Below are 17,449 nucleotides of genomic sequence, written 5' to 3' on the forward strand. Positions count from 1 at the left end.
CGAAAGGCAGCACCCATGACCGACATTCTCATCGTCGGCGGTGGGCTCGGCGGCGTCGCCGCGGCCCTGGCCGCCTGCCGCGCGGGCCACGACGTCGTCCTCACCGAGGAGACGGACTGGATCGGCGGCCAGCTCACCGCGCAGGCCGTACCCCCTGACGAGCACCCGTGGATCGAGAGTTACGGAGCCACCGCCACCTATCGTGAGGTGCGCGGCTCCATCCGCGACTACTACCGGCGCTGGTACCCCATGACCGGCGGCGCACAGCGCTGGCGCGAACTGAACCCCGGCGCCGGATATGTCAGCAAGTTGTGCCACGAACCACGCGTCTCCCTGGCAGTCCTGCAGGCCATGCTGGCTCCCCATGTGGCCGCCGGGCGCCTGCGCGTCCTCCTCGAACACCGCCCCGTCGAGGTCGAGGTGGACCGTGACCGCGTCAGCGCCGTCACGCTGCTGGACCTCCGCTCCGGCGACTCGCGCACCATCACCGCCGCCTATGTCCTCGACGCGACGGAGACCGGCGAGTTGCTGCCGCTGGCGAAGACGGAGTACGTCACGGGCGCGGAGGCCCACGACGAGTACGACGAGCCGCACGCGCCGGAGGAGTACCAGCCGCTGAACATGCAGGGCATCACCTACTGCTTCGCCGTCTCCCATCACGACGGCGAGAACCATGTCATCGACCGGCCCGCGGACTACGGATTCTGGCGCGATTACCGGCCCGACTTCTGGCCCGGACCGCTGCTCGGCTTCAGCGCGCCGGACCCGCGCACCCTGGAGGCCGAAGCCCGCTGGTTCGACCCCAACCCGACCGGTGACCCCCGCGCGGTGCTGGCCGACCAGAGTGCCCAATCAGGGGACAAGGACCTGTGGATGTTCCGCAGGATCCTCGCTCGGGACCTGTTCGAGCCCGGCTTCGCCGCCTCCGATATCACGTTGGTCAACTGGCCGCTGAACGACTACTGGCTGCGCCCGATCATCGAGGTCGACGCCGACACGGCGGCGCTGGCGCACAAGGAGGCCAAGCAGTTGTCGTTGTCGGTGCTGTACTGGCTCCAGACCGAAGCGCCTCGCCCTGGCGGCGGCACCGGCTTCCCGGGGCTCCGGCTCCGCCACGACGTGGTCGGCACCGCCGACGGGCTGGCGAAGTCCGCATATGTCAGGGAATCGAGGCGCATTCGCGCGGTCACCACCGTCACCGAACACCACGTCTCCAGGGCCATCCTCGGCGACCGGGGCACGCTGCGGCACCATGACTCCGTCGGAGTCGGCGCGTACCGCATCGACCTGCACCCGTCGACCGGCGGGGACAACTACATCGACATCGCCAGCGTGCCCTTCGAGATCCCGCTCGGCGCGTTGCTGCCGGTCAGGATGCGCAACCTGCTGCCCGCGGGCAAGAACATCGGCACCACGCACATCTCAAACGGGTGTTTCCGCCTGCATCCGGTGGAGTGGAACGTGGGCGAGGCGGCGGGCCGGCTGGCCGCGTACTGCCTGCGCCGGGGGGTGGAGCCGCAGGAGGTCAGGGAGAAGGAGACCTTGCTGGAGGAGTTCACCGGGGAGCTGGACAGGATCGGGGTCGAGCGCCACTGGCCGGCGCCTGCGGGCTACTGATCGATGTTTTTTGTCGGACCGGTGGCTCACACTCGCCATGGACACCACCCATTGAGGAGGGGAACCCATGGCGAGGGGATCCAGACGGGGAAAGTCGAGGAGCAGACAGGACATATGGGTCCTGGGAGTCGCGGGCGTGGCCATCGCAGGGGCGGTCGTGGTCTCGTTCGTCCGCGACCATCCGGTCTGGGCGGCGGCGATCGTCTGCCTGGTCCTGGGGGTGCTCGGCGGCGGGCTGCTCCTGCGCTACCAGGCCATCGAGGCGCGCAGACGGCAGTTCCTGGCGGCCAACGTCGAGTTGGCGAAGATCGACCGGATGTCCGGATCGCAGTTCGAGCATCTGGTCGCCCAGCGGATGATCGCCGATGGCTTCCGGCAGGTCCGCGAACGCGGCCGTAGTGGCGACGGTGGGGTGGACATCACCGCCGTCGCTCCCGGACACGGGCAGTACGCCATCCAGTGCAAGCGCTACAGCAAGACCGTCGGCGCGCCCGAGGTCCGCAACTTCCTGGGCGCGCTCGCCAACACCTTCGCCGGGCACATCGGCGTCCTGGTCACCTCGGGGCAGCTGACCCGTCAGGCCCGGCTGGAGGCGCTCGGTGCCCGGCAGCCGCTGATCCTGGTCGAACGCGATCGGCTGGCGGACTGGCTGCTGGGCACGGTCTCACTCCTGCCCGCACGGCCGAAGGGGGTCCTGATCGAAGGGGAGGAGCCTGCGGGCTGAAACCGCAGGTCAAACTGTGCTTCCCGGCCGGCGTGTGCTCGGCGCGGATGGTCCTCTATGCGGCTTCTGGATGTTCTCTGTATGGCTCATCCGCACTCTTGATCTCCAGCAAGAGCGCTTGGAACGACCCCATAGACCCATGCGCGGCTCCGGCACGCGTTGAAAGGATTGGTATGAGACCCAAAGCTGTGCTCACGGCGGGGTTCGCCCTGTTCATCTGTCTCGCATCGGGCCAGGGCGCGTTAGCGAGCACGACGGGGGCCGAGGCCACTCCGACGCCGTCCGCTACGCCGACCGCCACCGCCACCCCCACGCCGACCTCTGGGACGGACAACAACGACCCCCCGAACCAGGTGGAGGGGCCGCAGGTGTCGACCCTGGCCGCCCCGCGCTTCCAGCTCCCCTTCCCCTGCGGCCAGAAGTGGACCGGCAACTCCAGCGGCAGCAGCGCGCACCGGTCGTATGAGATCGACTTCAACCGGGGCAGCACGGCGAACGCCGACCTCGGCGACACTGTGGTCGCCGCCGCGGCGGGCACCGTGGTCATCTCGGCCCACCAGGGCTCGACCAACGGCTACGGCAACCTGGTCAAGATCGACCACGGGGGCGGCTATACGACCTTCTACGCGCACCTGAACTCGCGCGCCGTCGCCGCCGGCGCCAAGGTCACCCAGGGTCAGAAGATCGGCGCGGTCGGCAACACCAGCAAGCCGGGCAACGGCATCTCGCCGCACCTGCACTTCGAGGTGCGCAAGGGCAGCAGCTACCCGTCGAACATCCAGAAGGCCGTCTTCAACGGGGTCACGTTCGGCTACCCGAACCAGACCCTCACCTCCAAGAATTGCGGAGGCGGCGGCAACCCCAACACTGCCGAGTCGGTGTGCGGCAGCGGTTACAAGGTGATCGACTCGGCTGCCCTGGGCACGGCGGGCAAGGTCTACCTGCTGTTCAACTCGGCCAACGGCAAGAACTGCGTGGCCACCATCAAGTCGACCTCCCTCGGCAAGGCCACCGCCACCAGCGCCTATCTGGAGGTGAAGGGCAAGACGCGGGCCACCGACACGGGCAATTTCACCTACTACGCGGGCCCGGTAGTCGCCAGCGCGGCGGACAAGTGCGTCAAGTGGGGCGGCAAGGCCGGTGCGTCCACCTACAACAGCCCCTTCGAACACTGCACCTGACGTGCACCGCACCTGACGTTTGAGCCATGAGCGCCGCCGCCCTTTCATGGGTGGCGGCGCTTTTTCTGGCGCCTGGGCTGATGCAACTATGGTGCGTTATTCGCCGTACTTCTTCGCATAGAGGGTTATCAGCGTGGAGGTGCTGACCCGGCTGCCGCCGGCAGGGGATTGCCGGGTGACGACCCAGTTGCGGTCGTACACCTGGAAACGGTTCTGGCCAGTGACGTCCTTGTCGTTGAGGATGTAGAAGCCCGCTGCTTGCAACCTGTCTTGGCCTGCTTGGAGGTTCATGCCGACGACATTCGGCAGCTTCTTCTTCGACGCCTTCGCCTCTGTGGTCGGGCTGGGCTTTTTCGCTTTGGTGGCCTTGGTTGCGGTGGCGGTGGGTGCTTGATCTGACCCGGCGACCGTCTTGCCCGGTGCGGGCAAGTTGATGGGCCCGCACGCGGTGAGGCAAATGATGACGAAGAGGGCGGGGAGTGCTGGGCGAAGTTGCCGCATCGGTGTGTCCTCAGATCGCGAAGAAACGGAACGCACCGTTAGACGATCAAGCGTGAGAGATGGTTTCGGCAATCGGCCCGCTACGTGCAGGCCATAAGGCGCCTAGCCGCTAAGGGCTTTCGACCACAAAACTAAGTGGTGGTCTATTCGAACTCCAAGAAGCTGGCTGTCTCAGGATTCGTTGTCATCGCGGCGTACGACGACGGATCCCCTGCCGGGCTTGGTGATGATCAGCTGACGTTCGCGAAGGATGGCGAACGCTTTGCGGATGGTGTCACGGCCGACGGCGAAGTAGCCCTGGAGTTGTACCTCGGACAGCACAGTACGTGGCGGGTAGTCGCCGGCTTGGATGCGCTCTCCAACCCAGTCGGCTATCTGCTCGTATCGGTAGAACTCGGGGTTCCAGTCGTCGGAAGTCCAGGGCGTGTCAGGCAACATCACAGGCGGACCCTAGACCGTCACCTACTTACATACATAGACCAAACAGTACAGGTCGCGCCCAGGCTAGTCCTAGACAGGTGGGTATAGGTGAGCCTAAGGTTGTGCCACAACGGAGGCAGGCGAAAGGAGTTCAGGCGATGGAGCTGTATGGCGGTTATCTCGGGGAGGTGTCGTTCGGCGGGATGCGCGGTGGCGATCAGGGCGAGGAGGAGGGCGAGAGTTGTGTTCTGATCGTCTCGATTCCTGACATAGGGGACGCCGGAGCTCTGCATGGCTCGAACGTCTCGGCCAGTACGGGAGCGCCTGAGTAAGTCCACCACATCCGCCGTACGGAGAGGTCGTCGGAGGGCATCCGTCTCAGTGAGAGTCCTTGGCTTCGGGTCGCCGACGCGAAGCGGCTGTGGGAACGGCTCCTTCAGGGGCACGTCCAGTAGTGCTGGTGGCCCTATGTAAGCGAGCATTCCAACTTCGGAGTCTTCCCCGGAGTTCTTAAGAGCATGGACCGTTTTGAGGGGTTCCAGGAGTTCGTGCGTGCCCGTCAGCAATCGCTGATGCGGACGGCGTACCTGCTCACTGGAGACACCCATCTCGCCGAGGATCTGTTGCAGACGGTCCTCACCCGTGTCGCCTCACACTGGCCCAAGCTCACCAAGGGCGGTAATCCCGAGGCGTACGCCCGTAAGGCCCTGGTCAACCAGAACATCTCCTGGCGCAGACGCAAGCGGGTCGAGCTGCCGGGAAGCGAGTTGCCGGAGGTCGGCCAGTCGCACGACGAGGCGACCGTGCGGCGGCTCGCCTTGCTTCAGGCGCTCGCCCAGCTCACCCCGAAACAGCGGACGGTGATCGTGCTGCGTTACTACGAAGATCGCACCGAACACGAGACCGCCCAGCTCATGGGCGTCTCGCTGGGCACGGTCAAGAGTCAGACGCATTACGCGCTGTCGAAGCTGCGCGCGCTCACCCCGCAGGAGGCGGACAGATGAACACGCTCCGTGATGATCTGCACGAGCTGGCCGCCCATGTTCCCGACGTCGACCTGGCCGACCTGGCGATCAGGGGAGCGCGCCGCCGCAGCCGTGTGGTCCGCCTGTCGCTGGCCGCCGCAGCCGCGGTGGTCGTCGGGATCGCCGGCGGCTCCGTCATACTGCTCCAGCAAGAGGTACGGCGGGTGCCGCCGGTCGTACTCACACCACCGGAGACCAAGGCGCTCCCGCTGCCCGAGAAGGGGGTCGCGCCGGTACAGCAGGCTTATCGGCCGTCCTGCGCAGAAGGGTGCAAGCAGGACGGGTGGCGCATCGTCACCCAAAGCGGCGAAATCTACCAGCTACCCGCCGGACCGGGGCCGGTGACGGCCACGGCTGACGGTCGCCGGATCGCCTACTACAGCGTGCAGAGCCGCGAAATCGTGGTGCGCGACCTGGCCAGTGGCCGGATCTGGAAGTCACCGCTGAAGCAGCCGAAGGAGGACTTCGCCGACGAGTACGCCCTTCGGATGTCACCCAACGGGTTGCGTTTCATCGTCTCCGGTTGGGGTGGCCGGCGTCAGCCGAAAATGCTCGTGGACGTCGAGCAGGGGACAGTGGAGGAACTGGACAAGGGCTGGTGGCCGGTGAGCGTGGCAGATGGTGACGGCCCGGTGGTGCTGGCCAAGCCGTACGACAACACCACCCAGGTCTGGGTGCGTGGCCATAAGCCGGTCACCATCCCCGACTTCACCTACGCTTTCAGCGCCTTGAACCCCGATGGCCGCACGCTCGTTCGAGTGGGGCAGGTCCTGCGCCGTACGGCGCCCATGGTGCGGAGAGACGGAACGATCGTCATCTTCGACGCCCTCACCGGGGCCACCCAGAAGCGGGTGGCGGTGTCCGGCCTTCCGGAGAACATGCTGCCGGACAAGCTGGGCGGTTGGTTGACGGCCGACGAGATCACGCTGATCGCCGTCGAGCAGTCGTCCACGAGCGGTGCGTCAGAGGTGGCCTACGCGGTGAATGTGCGGACGGGGAAGGCCCGTGAGCTCTTCCCGCTCCACGCGGAAGGTAAGTACGCCGTGCCCGGCGTGGTGGGTTGATCCGGCGCCTGCGGATCAGTCGCCGGTATTGCCTGGTCATCTGTATCGCTGGGGGATGACCAGGCCGGGGCGTTCATCGTCCCAGGCCATGGAACTCATCTTCCACTCGCCCGCCAACCGGACGAACTGAGTTGAGATGAGGCCTTCTACGGTGAACCGCGCCCCGTTCAAGACGCCCTCTTTCCGGTAGGTGCTGAAACGATGAGCCACGTTGCCGAATGTCTCCGTTGTCGCCGCCGACTCGGTTTCGCGGAAGGATGTGAGCTCGCCCGCCTCGAACAGCTTGCCGCGAGAAGTCGCGAATTGGGCGACGGTGAGGATTTCCGGGTCGCCGGGACCGCTCCTGATCAGCCTGCCGTCCATGATGAAGAGATCGTGGATCGCGGCGTAGGACGGCCGGCCACCCTTGTCGAACGAGACCGCCTTGAAGAAGGATTCGATCAATTCTCTAAGCTCGTCCATGAACGAGACCCTTTCACTGGATCAGCAGCTAGTCACCAGGGGTTCGCGAGATCCTGGCCTCGGTGCGGCGGAAACTTCCCGAAATCACCTGATCGGGATGGGTTTGGGGTTCTAGAGTCTGTCCGTGGCTCATGAGGACGAGGCGACGGTGGTCTGGGTGACCGAGGCGGAGGCGAAGGCCAATGTGCAGGCCGTTTCCGCCAGCATGATGGGGTGTGCCTCATTGAGGCGCATTCTCCGATCTAATCCTCTGTGCCACCAACCACAACCATATATAGCCGCCGAGGCATACCAGTTGAAGCGGGATCAGAGCCGGCACCAGCCAGCGAGGAAAGTCGAAGAGGGCAATGCTAGCCATGGCCATCAGAAACACCGCTAGCAAGCAGGCGGCCTTGGCAATCAGTTGGCCCGCTCTGATTCCACCCCGGTGACGCTGCCATCGTGCATGCAGCAGCTTAGTGTTCAGCGCCAGCAAACCGAACGCCCCGACCGCGCAGGCCATGACGAACGCTGCCCAGTGAAGTACGCCCATCCATGCATTCCAGGTCATCCGCCGGGGCCTTCCTGAAGAACTGGTTGCGAGGGCGGAGTAGTTCCACCCAATTGGGCGTTCTGCCGAACTGTCACTGTAGATCAAGGACGCCACCCCCGCTTCACATCGGCGTGATAGGCCATAGAAAGCACCCCTTGAGGGCCTTTCGCTCCGTCTGCTCGACGTGGCCGTCATCGCGGCCGCTGAGCGCCGTCGAGTACTCCCGAAGCTCACCGTGATCGACGGTCCTTCTTCTTGAGCATGTAGTGCGGGTACTTCAGTCGTGGCTCTACCAGTGACACCACGACTTCGGCGTATGTATGGCGGCTCCCCCGGCGGAATTTTCGGGGTATCCGGGCCGGCCCAGGTCGATGAGGTGGCGCAGCTTCCGGCGACTGTCACTGGCGATGGTCAGGGTAGCGCGTAGGCAGTCCTGGAGCTCTCGACGAAAGCCTTTGAACCGAGCGCTGGATCATCGCCGAACAGACGCTCGACCGCATGCCGTTGCCAGTCGACCGCCGACTGGGAGAGCACCCGGCGGTCGACCCAGGTGCCGGCCAGTGGAGCTCCTCCAGGGTGAAGAAAGAGCTGACGTCCCGGAGCCGGCGAGGCCAGGGTGTCCTTGGGCTGCTGAAGTCCAGCATGCGTGTCGCGACGTGCAGCGCGGGACATGACAAGGTCGTCATGCTCGCGAACGTCGACCGTCGCGGCGTTCTCGGGCTCAAATTCGCTGCCATTGTGCCGGAACGGCTGGCACTGGACATGCGGGTAGGCGGCCACGGAACGCGAGCATCCCGTGGCCGCCGAAGCCGAAGAGGTTACTTCAGGCCGTACGCGCGGTCGACGGTCTGGGTGACCGTGCCGCCAGTCTTGTCTTCAGCGTTCACCCGCAGTGATACGAAGCCGCTGGTGGCGGCCAGTGCTGGGTGGAGGATGCGCACTCGGAAACGGCCGTCGCCGAGCTTGCGCACGTTCTCGGCCTGGCGCCAGGTGGTGCCGTCGTCGACGGAGTACTCCACCCGGGCCGAGCGTGCCTCCGAAGCCGAACGCGCCGCCGGGCGGGCGGTCAGCTCGAAGGTGAAAGGCCGCCCGGAAGAGGCCCGGTTGAGCAGGTCCACCGGCAGGTCGTACCTGAGCACCAGAGCAGGCTGGAACGCGCAGGCGGGACCGAAACTGCACGTATGGTCGCGCGGCTTGCCGGACGGCGCTCCCGTCGAGGTGAACCGCCAGCCGGAGGTCACCTTGGGGGACAAGGTCCGGTAGGTGGTGTCCACCGTGTCCAGCCGGTACGCCGACGGTCCAGCGGGCACGGTGAACGAGCGGGGGCCCCAGCCTTGCACCGGGATCTCGGTGCCGCCCGCCACGAGACGGGGAGCGGAGGAGACCGTGCTCAGGTCGCTGTAGTGGCGCGGGTCCGAGTCCAGCCACTGCTCGGCGGGTACGAACCGGTCTCCGTCCCGGCACAGCGCGCAGGGCGCCGGCCCGGCGGCGGCGCCGGGCACCAGCGGGGCCTTGAACCAGTCCTCGTCCGTACCGGCCGCCCGCCCGAACGTGTCCTGCGAGCGCAGCTCCAAGCCCTGGTTGCCGACCGCGCGTGACCAGCGCACGTCATCGCGGGCCGGGCCGTAGTACTCGGTACGTTCGAACGGCATCGTCACCCACTGCCCGAACGACAGCTCGGTGCCACCGGCCGACGTCGTCACCAGCAGGTGTCCCTGGGCGTTCGGCTGGTCGGCGTGGTAGCGGGTCTCGACGCGGGCCAGGCGGTCCCGGTCCAGCTTCTCCGGCTTGCGGGGGATCTTCCCCTTCGAGTCGTACCGTAGCCGGTAGAAAGAGGGCTCCCCGGAGTACGGCGTGAGCCGCAGCGAGGTAGCGCCACGCTGGACGACGGCCCGCAGCGCGCGACCCTGCGCCGCGTCCAGCCCGAACCGCAGGAACCTGGTGTCGGCGAAGCCCGGCAGCCGTGTCCCGGCACCGTCGGCGTCGTAGAAGCCGATGAAACCGGCGGCGCCGCCCTGCTTGGCCAGCGCGGACGCCTCGTCCATCCGCGGGGTCGCGTCGCTGTACGGCGTCGGGCCGGTGCCCAGTGGCACGCCCACCAGGGCCAGCTTGCCGGTGAGGTCCAGGCCCTCGAAGTCCGCTGGCCTGCCCTGACCGGCGAAGACCAGGGGATAGGCGGTGGGCTTGGTGATGAGCGAGCGGACCGTGTCGACCTCGTAGGACGGGTCGAGGGTGAGCGGGCCGGCGGTGGCGGCGGCCAGCACGCCGGGCTCCATCTGCCACATGTGCGACAGGCTCATCGTGCCCGCCTTGACCGACGTCACCGGCGTGGCGTACAGGTCCACGTGCCTGCCGTTCTCCGTGCTCGCCGTGATCGTGACGGGGGAGGGGCGGTCGGTGAAGGTCCGGACGTACTGGACCTTGCCTTCGGCGTCCATGGCGGTGCGTGAGGTCGGCTTGAGGGGGGCGGTGTCGCGGGCGTCCAGGTCGAGGGTCTGGTCGTCCTTCAGGGTCACATCGCGGATGACCAGGGAGGTGCGGGTCCTCATGTAGGTCTCGTTCGCGACGGCGATCACCTCGTAGTCACCGTCCGGGAGGTACTGCTCGCCGTTCCCGGTCAGGTCGAGGCGGCCGTAGTAGTACGCGTACGGATGGAAGGGGTCATCCGGGCTGTTACTCCGCCGCAGCGGGATGATGTAGACCAGCGGCCCGAGGCGCCCGCCCTGGCCGGGACGGGAGGAGAACTCCTTGGCGCCGTACGAGTTGGTCAGGGAGATCTTCAGCAGGTGCGTGTCCGGGCCGGTGTAGTAGCTGAAGGGCGTGGCCAGCCGGGCGTCGCCCGCCGTCGCGGTGACCCAGCCGCCGTAGGCGCCCTCGGGGCCGAGGGCCGGGTTCACGGTGAGGTCGACGGTGGCGGTGCCGTTCGCGGGGACGGTGACGGTCTCCGCGCCCAGGCGGATCGCGCCCGCCGGGGTGGGGCCGCCGCTCCAGGCACGGGTGTCGGCCTTCAGCGCGAGCGTGACGGGCGCGGCGCCGGTGTTGCGGTACGTGACCTTCTTGGTGACGCTGCCCTTGCCCCGTTCGAGGCGGAGGAAGTCGACGACCGGGTCGGCGAAGACGCTCTGGGTGACCGCGCGCCCGAGGTCCAGCCGCCCGCCGCCTTCCTCGAACCAGTTGTGCTCCGCGTTGCGCGCCGAGGTGGAGACGAGGGCGGCGCTCAGCTCGTCGGCGTCCCAGTCGGGATGCTGCTGGGCCAGCACCGCCGCGGCACCCGCGACGTGCGGCGTGGCCATCGAGGTGCCGCTGAAGGAGGTGTAGCGGTCGTTGCCCGGAATGGACGGCTGGCCGGAGGTGCCGGAGCGGGCGGCGACGATGTTGACGCCGGGGGCCACGATGTTCGGCTTGACCGCGGCGTCATCGAGGCGGGGCCCGATGCTGGAGAAGGGGGCCAGGGTCGTACCGGTGACCTTGTCCACCGCGCCGACCGCGAGCGCCTTGTCGGCGGCGGCGGGGACGCTCACCGTCTGAGGCTCGCCCTCGTTGCCCGCGGCGGCGACGAACAGCGTGCCGTACTTCTTCGTCAGCTCGTTGACCGCCTGGCTCGTCGGGTCCGTGCCGTCTCCGCAGCACACGCCGAGGCTCATGTTCACCACGTCGGCGCCCTGGGCCGAGGCCCATTCCATGCCCGCGATCAGCCAGGACAGCTCGCCGTAGCCGTCGTCGTCGAGCACCTTGCCGACGAGCAGCGACGCGGCGGGCGCGACTCCCCGGTACTTGCCGTCGGAGGCCGCGCCGGAGCCGGCGATGGTGGAGGCGACGTGGGTGCCGTGGCCGACCACGTCGGTGGTGTCCGGAGTGGTGGAGAAGTTCTCCGTGGCGAGGATGCGGCCGGCGAAGTCGGGGTGTTCGGCGTCGATGCCGGTGTCCAGGACCGCGACCTTGGTGCCGGTGCCGTCGAAGCCCTTCTGCCACGCGGTGGGGGCGCCGATGAGCGGGACGCTCTGGTCGAGGGACGCCTTGACGCGGCGGTCGAGCCAGATCTTGGAGATGCCGCTCTTGAGCGTGGCTCCTGGCCGGAGTGCCGACCACAGCTTGCCGGACTCGGTGGTCCGCACCGTCATGGCCGCGCCGTGGATGATGTCGAGCGTCCGGGTGCGCTCGGTGCCGGGCAGGGCTTCGGCGGCCTTCGCGCCGGGGTTGCCGCTGTACGTGATGATCAGCGGGATCGCCTTGGCGCGGTTCTCCCGTACGAGTGTCTCGACGTCGAACAGCTCCTCGTCGAGGGTGCCCGCGGCCACCAGGTCGGCGGCGTCGGACGGCATGACCAGGGTGCCTCCGTCGCGGTGGGGCAGCGTGGCGAACGTCACCGTCGAGCCATCGGGCCGGGGCGCTGCCCGGGTGGCTAATTTCGGTGGCTCGCCGTTCTCGCCCGGCGTGAAGTCGACGACGTCGCCGGTGATGAGGGTGACGGTGCTGGGCTTGGTTGGTTTCGCGGGGTTGGTCGTGGTGGGCGGGGTCGCCGAGCTGGGTGTGGCGATGGTGCAGAGCACGAGTGCCATACCGGTGAACACCGCGGCGATGCGGTTGTGGAACAAAGGAGAGATCCTCCTGTTTTCGGCCTATGGGAGCGCTCCCAAATGGCGCGCTTTCCTTGGTGATCTTTATATCGCGCGCCGCTGCCGCCGAGCCGCCGGGCTCCCGGGCCTCTGCACGAAGCCGCCGAGCTAGCTCCCGGGCCTCTTCACGAAGCCGCCGAGCTAGCTCCCGGGCCTCTTCACGAAGCCGCCGCCCCGCCGGTGGAGGCGGGGCGGCGGTTCGTTCCGCCCGCAGGAAGGCGGAAGGGGGAAGGTTCGCTCAGGCGACCGAGATCTTGTCCAGGTTCGGGCCGCCGCCGGCCGTGGTCGAGGTCGCCCGGATCACGTTGGCACCCGCGTTGAGCGGGACGGTCACCGTCGCGGTACTCCAGGTCGTCCACACCCCGGTGGTGGGGAAGGCCAGCTCGTCGGAGGTCAGGACGCCGTTGACCGTGATGTCCATCGGCCGGTTGGACGTGGTGCCGTTCGCGTAGCGCAGGACCACCGTGGCGTTGCCCGCCTGGGCGGCCGTCACCGCGAACTCGACGTAGCTGCCGACCAGGTTGTCATAGTTCACGAACCCGGTGCCGGTGAAGCCCGCGTGGTTGGACTCGACCACGCCCTGGGAGATCGTCGCGTTCTCCGCCTGGTACTCCGTGGGCGCGGGCCCGGCCACCTCGGTGTCGAGGTAGTCGAGGTTCGGGCCGCCGCCGGCCGTGGTGGAGGCGGCGCGTACGGCGTTCGCGCCCGCGTTGAACGGCGCGGTCACCGTCACGGACTGCCAGGTGGTCCAGGCCCCGGTCGGCGGGAACGGGAACTCGTCGGCGACCAGCACGCCGTTGACCGTGATGTCCATCGGCCGGTTGGACGTGGTGCCGTTCGCGTAGCGGAAGGTCAGCGTGGTGTTGCCCGCCTGCGTCGCCGGCGCGCTCCACTCCACGTAGCTGCCGACCAGGTTGTCGCCGTTGACGAAGCCGGTGCCGCTGAAGCCCGCGTGGTTGGACTCCACGACGCCCTGGGAGATCGTGGCGTCCTCCGCCTCCAGGAACTCGGTGCCGGGGTTGCCCGGCGTACAGGTGTCGGAAGAGCCGGTGGCGCTGACCCGCAGGGCTCCGCCGGCGGTGTTCTGGCTGTTCTGGACGCAGTAGCCGGTGATCGTCTGGAAGACCATGTCGTTCGGGCTGTTGCTGCCCCGCTCGGCCGTGAACCGGTCGAACGACACCGTGCTGCCCGTGTTCGCGATCACCGCGGGCCGGCAGTCGTTGGAGTTGAACTGGACCGAGCTGTCGACGAACTTGATGTCGTGCGCGTTGTGGATGTACCACCCGTACGCCGGCCGGGTGCCGATGCTGTTCGGGTTGTAGTTGGTCGCGTCGTTGCTCGGCACGCCGGTGCCCATGCAGCCGTTGCCGCCGGGGACGGTCAGGTCGACGTTGGTGAACGTGACGTTGCGGATCCGGTTGCTGGTGTTCGACTCGCCCCACAGGGTGGCGGTGAAGTTGTTGCCGCTCTGGCCGGAGGAGGTGACGTTCTCGTAGGTGATGTTCTCGATGCGGCCGACGCCGGGGCTGCCGCCGCATCGTCTGCGGGTGCCGATCTTCTCGGTGATCGCCGCCCGTACGTTGGTCATCGTGATGTCCTTGTAGTGCACGTCGGAGATGACCGTGCCGTCCATCGACACCATGCCGAGCCCTGACTTGTTCGAGCCGTTGATGGAGATGCGCTCGAAGTGGTAGCCGGTGAAGTTGCCGCAGGTCTCCGAGCCGAACATCAGCGCGTTGCAGCACACCGCCGACAGCTGGGCGTCGGTGACGGTGACGTTCCCGTTCGCATAGGTCTGGCCGAGTGCCCAGTCGCTCTTGAAGACGAGGGCGTCGTCGTTGGCCGCGATGTTCGGGCGGCGGATCGTGACGTTCTGGGCGCTGATGACGTTCCAGCCGTCACGGTCGCTGGCGGTGTCGATCCGCAGGTCGTCCGAGGTGATGTTGTTGCAGGCGTTGGTGAGCATCGCGAAGTGGCCGCCGCGCCGCAGGCGGATGCCGCTGACCGTCAGCCCGTCGCACCGGGTGAGCGAGATGATCTTGTCCGCCTCGCCTGAGTCGGGGTTGCCGGTGATGAGGTTGCCGCCGCCGTCGATGGTGCCCGTCCCGACGAACCCGATGTTGGTGAGGCGGTCGCCATAGATCATCGCGTTGTGGAAGTGGCTGTGCCCGTAGTCCTGGTAGTTGTCGTTCGGGTTCGACTCCGGCGCGTCGTAGTCGTCGTTGGAGGCGCCCATGATGGTGGAGCCGGCGTCGAGCTGGAGGGTGACGTTGCTCTTCATGTGGATGGTGTTGGCGGACTTGTAGGTGCCCGACGGGAACTGTACGGTCCCGCCGCCGGCGCTGTTGGCCGCCGTGATGGCCGAGTTGATGGCGGAGGTGTCGTTCGTGGAGCCGTTGCCGGTGGCTCCGTAGTCCTTGACGTTGAACACCGCCAGCGCCCCCGCGGGCTGAGCGGGGATGACGATCGAGAACATCGCCAGAACGACGGCGGCAACCCATGCGGCTGCTCTTGGTAAGGCGGATTCGCTCATGGGGGTGTGTGCTCCTGCCTGACAGTCGGTTGCAGACCTGACGCTCAAGCTAGGCTCAAAGGTCGGATGTGACAAGGGATAGGATTTGGAAACATCCAGATCGAGGGATTATCGGACATGAAACATCGGGTCTCTAAGCGCCGAAATCACTGCAACCGGTTCCGGTGTTCTGGCGTTTGCCTGCCCCTACTACTCTGAGGCCCATGATTCGCCGCGCCACTGTTGACGACGTCCCCGCGATGCTCCAGCTCGTGCATGAGCTGGCCACGTACGAGAAGGCCGCGCATGAGGTGCGGGCGACAGAGGAGCAGCTGCGCGAGGTGCTCTTCGGCGCTGAGCCCGCCGTGTTCGCGCATGTCGTCGAACACGACGGTGAGGTGGCCGGGTTCGCGGTGTGGTTCCTCAGCTTCTCGACCTGGCGGGGGACACACGGGATCTATCTGGAGGATCTGTACGTCCGTCCCGGGATGCGCGGGTCCGGCTACGGCAAGGCACTGCTGGCCGAGCTGGCCCGGATCTGCGCCGAACGCGGCTACCACCGGCTCGAATGGTCGGTACTCGACTGGAACGAACCGGCCATCGGGTTCTACCGCAAGCTGGGCGCCGTACCGCTCGACGAGTGGACGATGTTCAGACTGACCGACGAACCGCTCAAGCGCCTGGCCGAGCACCGCTAGCCCTCTCTGCCGCTCGGTTGTCTCTCGGCTCGGGGGCTGGCTTTCTCTCGGCATGAGACCGCAGGCCGCTTCGGTGAGAGGCGGCCTGCGGTCGTTTCGTGCCGTGTGTCCAGCTCGCGTTACGTGCCCGCGTGCGTCCGCTGGCGCACGCCGCCGGACGCGCGGTCGAACATCTCGACCTTCGCCTCCTCGTCGATCTCAGCGTGCGTCTCCTCGATGCGGAGCGCGACGCCCAGGCCGATGAACGTGGGCGCCCACTGGCCGACGAAGATCCCCCAGCGATCCGCCCGGGCGAGGCTGGCCTTCTCCAGGTTCCTCGACATCAACCAGGACGTGACGGACGCACCGATCGACGCGAAACCGGCCGCGTACATATGACTGGACCTGATGCCCATCTTGTGGAGCATTTTGATCATGATTCCCCCTTTGTTCTGGTCCTGTTACCCAAGGTCAGGAGGGGTAATCGCGCTCCTTCGGCGTCGGGCAGGCTTCACTCAGGTCTCGGTGAGACCAAGTAGCCGCGATCTGTCGGTGGCGGCTGCGATAGTGGGGTCGTGCTTCACTCCTCTCTCCTCCTGCCCTGCCATGTCCGCGAGCTACCCGGCGACGCCATCGAGCTGATGCCCATCGTGCTGCCCATGACCTTGACCAGCTCTCAGCGCCGCCAACTCGCCGAAATCCTGCTGGCCGGGCTCGACGAGCCCGACGCGTCCCCCGCCGTCCTCCCCACCCGCCGCGGTCACTTCGTCCACGTGGCCACGTGACCTCCGTCCCGATGCTTTTGTCCTTCCTTTTACGGCACCGCCGGGCTGGCGCCACCCGCCGTACAGGGTCGGTGGCCTCCAGGGAGACGGCCTCTGACCCGCACGGGGCCCGGCGCCGTTACGGCGCATCGCCGGCCGTGGCCTTCCTGAAACGCTCGCTGTGACGGAGCGGACAGCGGCAACCGGCGTTGAGCGCACACCTCAGCCCGTAGCCGGATCCACCCGGCCGAGACCCGGTCGGCGGGTCCGCCGCGGTCGGAAGCCGCGGATGCAGCGGGAACGGCTGCGGATGCTGAACACCCGCCACGCTGCACCAGCCCCGGCAGCCCGGTGAGGGGCTGGCCGCTGGGATGCGTTGTACTGCCTGTTATGACGATCGTCCGTTCCCTGGTGTTGTTCGCCCTGGCCGCACTCGCCGAAATCGGCGGGGCCTGGCTGATCTGGCAAGGCGTCCGCGAGCAGCGCGGCCTGGCTTGGGTCGGCGCCGGCGTCATCGCCCTGGGGTTGTACGGGTTCGTCGCCACGCTGCAGCCGGATGCGAACTTCGGCCGCATCCTGGCCGCCTACGGCGGCGTCTTCGTCGCCGGATCGCTGGCCTGGGGCATGGTCGTCGACGGCTTCCGGCCCGATCGCTGGGATGTCATGGGCGCGCTGATCTGCCTGGCCGGCGTCCTGGTGATCATGTACGCGCCGCGCGGCTGAGCCGCCTGGCGTTCTCAGAAATGAGCCATTTCTGAGAACACAAACAGCCACGACCGCTACACAGAGCTACCTTGCGTCCCGTCGCTCCGACCCGAGCGATGGGCCACCTACGCCGTACGTCACCAGGTGGTCTGCACGCTGCGGGCGTGCAGACCACTTCGCGTATTCGTGCAGACGACTTCGAATACCGACAGCCATGCCGCCGGGAAGCGGGTGCATGAGGCGTCGGTCCTCCCTCGATGGCCCGGCACGTGCCGGGAGATGACCGGATGTCGGGTGCGGGCGGTGTTGTCGGCACCTGGGACACCTGTCGCCACAGAGCGCTGCCGCCGTCCACGCGGGCCTCTTCGCAGCCTGCCGTCTGGTGAGCTCGCACATGGCGTCAGGTGGTGTCCTCCTTCTCGATGGACATCAGAGCGGTGATCATGTCGGCTAGGAAGGAGCACGTCGGCAGGATCTTGGCCCAGTTCGGGGGTGAGCGGCATCCCGGTAGCCGCGCGACTGGCCGAGATGAAGGCGAGCCCGGTGATCCAAGCGGGCAACGACCTCCCGGAGAGCAGGAAATCGAGGCTGCTGGAGACTCTCCTTCGCACGGCCACCCCGACCAGCAGGACCATCGCGAAGTAGACCA

General features: G+C 67.2%; 18 protein-coding genes. 10 read left to right on the forward strand and 8 right to left on the reverse strand.

Annotated elements, in window-relative coordinates; translation table 11 throughout:
• Positions 1-15 precede the first annotated feature (15 nt).
• The 3 genes from AB0J16_RS29355 to AB0J16_RS29365 all read left to right on the forward strand — a co-directional run bounded on the left by AB0J16_RS29355 (position 16) and on the right by AB0J16_RS29365 (position 3,522).
• Positions 16-1,617, forward strand: coding sequence for an FAD-dependent oxidoreductase (locus tag AB0J16_RS29355; protein WP_358545108.1), 1,602 nt, complete (start codon positions 16-18; stop codon positions 1,615-1,617).
• 136 nt (positions 1,618-1,753) lie between these two features.
• On the forward strand, positions 1,754-2,341 hold the full coding sequence (locus tag AB0J16_RS29360; RefSeq protein ID WP_358545110.1) for a restriction endonuclease: 588 nt from the start codon (positions 1,754-1,756) through the stop codon (positions 2,339-2,341).
• A 173-nt stretch (positions 2,342-2,514) separates the two neighbouring features.
• A complete protein-coding gene (locus tag AB0J16_RS29365; RefSeq protein WP_358545112.1) occupies positions 2,515-3,522 on the forward strand; it encodes a M23 family metallopeptidase in 1,008 nt (335 codons plus the stop codon).
• Positions 3,523-3,618: 96 nt separating this feature from the next.
• On the opposite strand, the gene AB0J16_RS29370 is transcribed toward AB0J16_RS29365, so the two are convergent.
• Entirely contained in the window at positions 3,619-4,023 is a 405-nt protein-coding gene (locus AB0J16_RS29370) for a PASTA domain-containing protein (RefSeq protein WP_358545114.1), read from the reverse strand.
• 171 nt (positions 4,024-4,194) lie between these two features.
• Positions 4,195-4,461 (reverse strand): winged helix-turn-helix domain-containing protein, encoded by a 267-nt coding sequence (locus AB0J16_RS29375; RefSeq protein ID WP_357941471.1) that lies wholly within the window; start codon positions 4,459-4,461, stop codon positions 4,195-4,197.
• 140 nt (positions 4,462-4,601) lie between these two features.
• Between AB0J16_RS29375 and AB0J16_RS29380 the strand changes: the two genes are divergently transcribed.
• The 3 genes from AB0J16_RS29380 to AB0J16_RS29390 all read left to right on the forward strand — a co-directional run bounded on the left by AB0J16_RS29380 (position 4,602) and on the right by AB0J16_RS29390 (position 6,532).
• Positions 4,602-4,775, forward strand: coding sequence for a hypothetical protein (locus tag AB0J16_RS29380; protein ID WP_358545116.1), 174 nt, complete (start codon positions 4,602-4,604; stop codon positions 4,773-4,775).
• Positions 4,776-4,961: 186 nt separating this feature from the next.
• Complete coding sequence (locus AB0J16_RS29385; RefSeq protein WP_358545118.1) at positions 4,962-5,447, forward strand: SigE family RNA polymerase sigma factor; 486 nt, start codon at positions 4,962-4,964, stop codon at positions 5,445-5,447.
• Entirely contained in the window at positions 5,444-6,532 is a 1,089-nt protein-coding gene (locus tag AB0J16_RS29390) for a hypothetical protein (RefSeq protein ID WP_358545120.1), read from the forward strand. The genes AB0J16_RS29385 and AB0J16_RS29390 overlap by 4 nt, the downstream gene beginning before the upstream one ends.
• A 36-nt stretch (positions 6,533-6,568) precedes the next feature.
• Here AB0J16_RS29390 and AB0J16_RS29395 read toward each other — a convergent pair whose 3' ends face one another.
• From AB0J16_RS29395 to AB0J16_RS29415, 5 genes are all read right to left on the reverse strand, one after another.
• Positions 6,569-6,994 (reverse strand): DUF4440 domain-containing protein, encoded by a 426-nt coding sequence (locus AB0J16_RS29395; protein WP_358545121.1) that lies wholly within the window; start codon positions 6,992-6,994, stop codon positions 6,569-6,571.
• A gap of 220 nt (positions 6,995-7,214) precedes the next feature.
• A complete protein-coding gene (locus AB0J16_RS29400) occupies positions 7,215-7,544 on the reverse strand; it encodes a hypothetical protein (protein WP_358545123.1) in 330 nt (109 codons plus the stop codon).
• 393 nt (positions 7,545-7,937) lie between these two features.
• Positions 7,938-8,306 carry a hypothetical protein gene (locus tag AB0J16_RS29405; RefSeq protein WP_358545125.1) on the reverse strand — a complete coding sequence of 123 codons (369 nt, stop codon included), beginning with the start codon at positions 8,304-8,306 and terminating at the stop codon, positions 7,938-7,940.
• Positions 8,307-8,344: 38 nt separating this feature from the next.
• Positions 8,345-12,121 carry a S8 family serine peptidase gene (locus tag AB0J16_RS29410; RefSeq protein ID WP_358545127.1) on the reverse strand — a complete coding sequence of 1,259 codons (3,777 nt, stop codon included), beginning with the start codon at positions 12,119-12,121 and terminating at the stop codon, positions 8,345-8,347.
• A 259-nt stretch (positions 12,122-12,380) separates the two neighbouring features.
• Entirely contained in the window at positions 12,381-14,618 is a 2,238-nt protein-coding gene (locus AB0J16_RS29415) for a glycosyl hydrolase family 28 protein (RefSeq protein ID WP_358545129.1), read from the reverse strand.
• A gap of 260 nt (positions 14,619-14,878) precedes the next feature.
• On the opposite strand from AB0J16_RS29415, the gene AB0J16_RS29420 reads away from it, so the two are divergent.
• Positions 14,879-15,352, forward strand: a complete 474-nt coding sequence (locus AB0J16_RS29420; RefSeq protein ID WP_358545130.1) for a GNAT family N-acetyltransferase — start codon at positions 14,879-14,881, stop codon at positions 15,350-15,352.
• A gap of 119 nt (positions 15,353-15,471) precedes the next feature.
• Here the strand turns inward: AB0J16_RS29420 and AB0J16_RS29425 are convergent, their stop codons facing one another.
• Positions 15,472-15,768, reverse strand: coding sequence for a hypothetical protein (locus tag AB0J16_RS29425; RefSeq protein WP_358545132.1), 297 nt, complete (start codon positions 15,766-15,768; stop codon positions 15,472-15,474).
• 138 nt (positions 15,769-15,906) lie between these two features.
• Here AB0J16_RS29425 and AB0J16_RS29430 point away from each other — a divergent pair, with 138 nt between their 5' ends.
• The 3 genes from AB0J16_RS29430 to AB0J16_RS29440 all read left to right on the forward strand — a co-directional run bounded on the left by AB0J16_RS29430 (position 15,907) and on the right by AB0J16_RS29440 (position 17,445).
• Positions 15,907-16,116, forward strand: a complete 210-nt coding sequence (locus tag AB0J16_RS29430) for a hypothetical protein (protein WP_358545134.1) — start codon at positions 15,907-15,909, stop codon at positions 16,114-16,116.
• A 369-nt stretch (positions 16,117-16,485) separates the two neighbouring features.
• A complete protein-coding gene (locus AB0J16_RS29435) occupies positions 16,486-16,818 on the forward strand; it encodes a YnfA family protein (RefSeq protein ID WP_358545136.1) in 333 nt (110 codons plus the stop codon).
• 474 nt (positions 16,819-17,292) lie between these two features.
• A complete protein-coding gene (locus tag AB0J16_RS29440) occupies positions 17,293-17,445 on the forward strand; it encodes a hypothetical protein (RefSeq protein WP_358545137.1) in 153 nt (50 codons plus the stop codon).
• The last annotated feature ends 4 nt before the right edge of the window (positions 17,446-17,449 follow it).

The organism is Nonomuraea sp. NPDC049750 (assembly GCF_040659625.1).
Lineage (GTDB): Bacteria > Actinomycetota > Actinomycetes > Streptosporangiales > Streptosporangiaceae > Nonomuraea.

Coding starts and splice junctions, on each gene's coding strand:
- AB0J16_RS29355 (WP_358545108.1), top strand. CDS start 16: ATGACCGACATTCTCATCGTCGGCGGTGGGCTCGGCGGCGTCGCCGCG.
- AB0J16_RS29365 (WP_358545112.1), top strand. CDS start 2,515: ATGAGACCCAAAGCTGTGCTCACGGCGGGGTTCGCCCTGTTCATCTGT.
- AB0J16_RS29370 (WP_358545114.1), bottom strand. CDS start 4,023: ATGCGGCAACTTCGCCCAGCACTCCCCGCCCTCTTCGTCATCATTTGC.
- AB0J16_RS29375 (WP_357941471.1), bottom strand. CDS start 4,461: ATGTTGCCTGACACGCCCTGGACTTCCGACGACTGGAACCCCGAGTTC.
- AB0J16_RS29380 (WP_358545116.1), top strand. CDS start 4,602: ATGGAGCTGTATGGCGGTTATCTCGGGGAGGTGTCGTTCGGCGGGATG.
- AB0J16_RS29385 (WP_358545118.1), top strand. CDS start 4,962: ATGGACCGTTTTGAGGGGTTCCAGGAGTTCGTGCGTGCCCGTCAGCAA.
- AB0J16_RS29390 (WP_358545120.1), top strand. CDS start 5,444: ATGAACACGCTCCGTGATGATCTGCACGAGCTGGCCGCCCATGTTCCC.
- AB0J16_RS29395 (WP_358545121.1), bottom strand. CDS start 6,994: ATGGACGAGCTTAGAGAATTGATCGAATCCTTCTTCAAGGCGGTCTCG.
- AB0J16_RS29400 (WP_358545123.1), bottom strand. CDS start 7,544: ATGACCTGGAATGCATGGATGGGCGTACTTCACTGGGCAGCGTTCGTC.
- AB0J16_RS29415 (WP_358545129.1), bottom strand. CDS start 14,618: ATGTTCTCGATCGTCATCCCCGCTCAGCCCGCGGGGGCGCTGGCGGTG.
- AB0J16_RS29420 (WP_358545130.1), top strand. CDS start 14,879: ATGATTCGCCGCGCCACTGTTGACGACGTCCCCGCGATGCTCCAGCTC.
- AB0J16_RS29425 (WP_358545132.1), bottom strand. CDS start 15,768: ATGATCAAAATGCTCCACAAGATGGGCATCAGGTCCAGTCATATGTAC.
- AB0J16_RS29435 (WP_358545136.1), top strand. CDS start 16,486: ATGACGATCGTCCGTTCCCTGGTGTTGTTCGCCCTGGCCGCACTCGCC.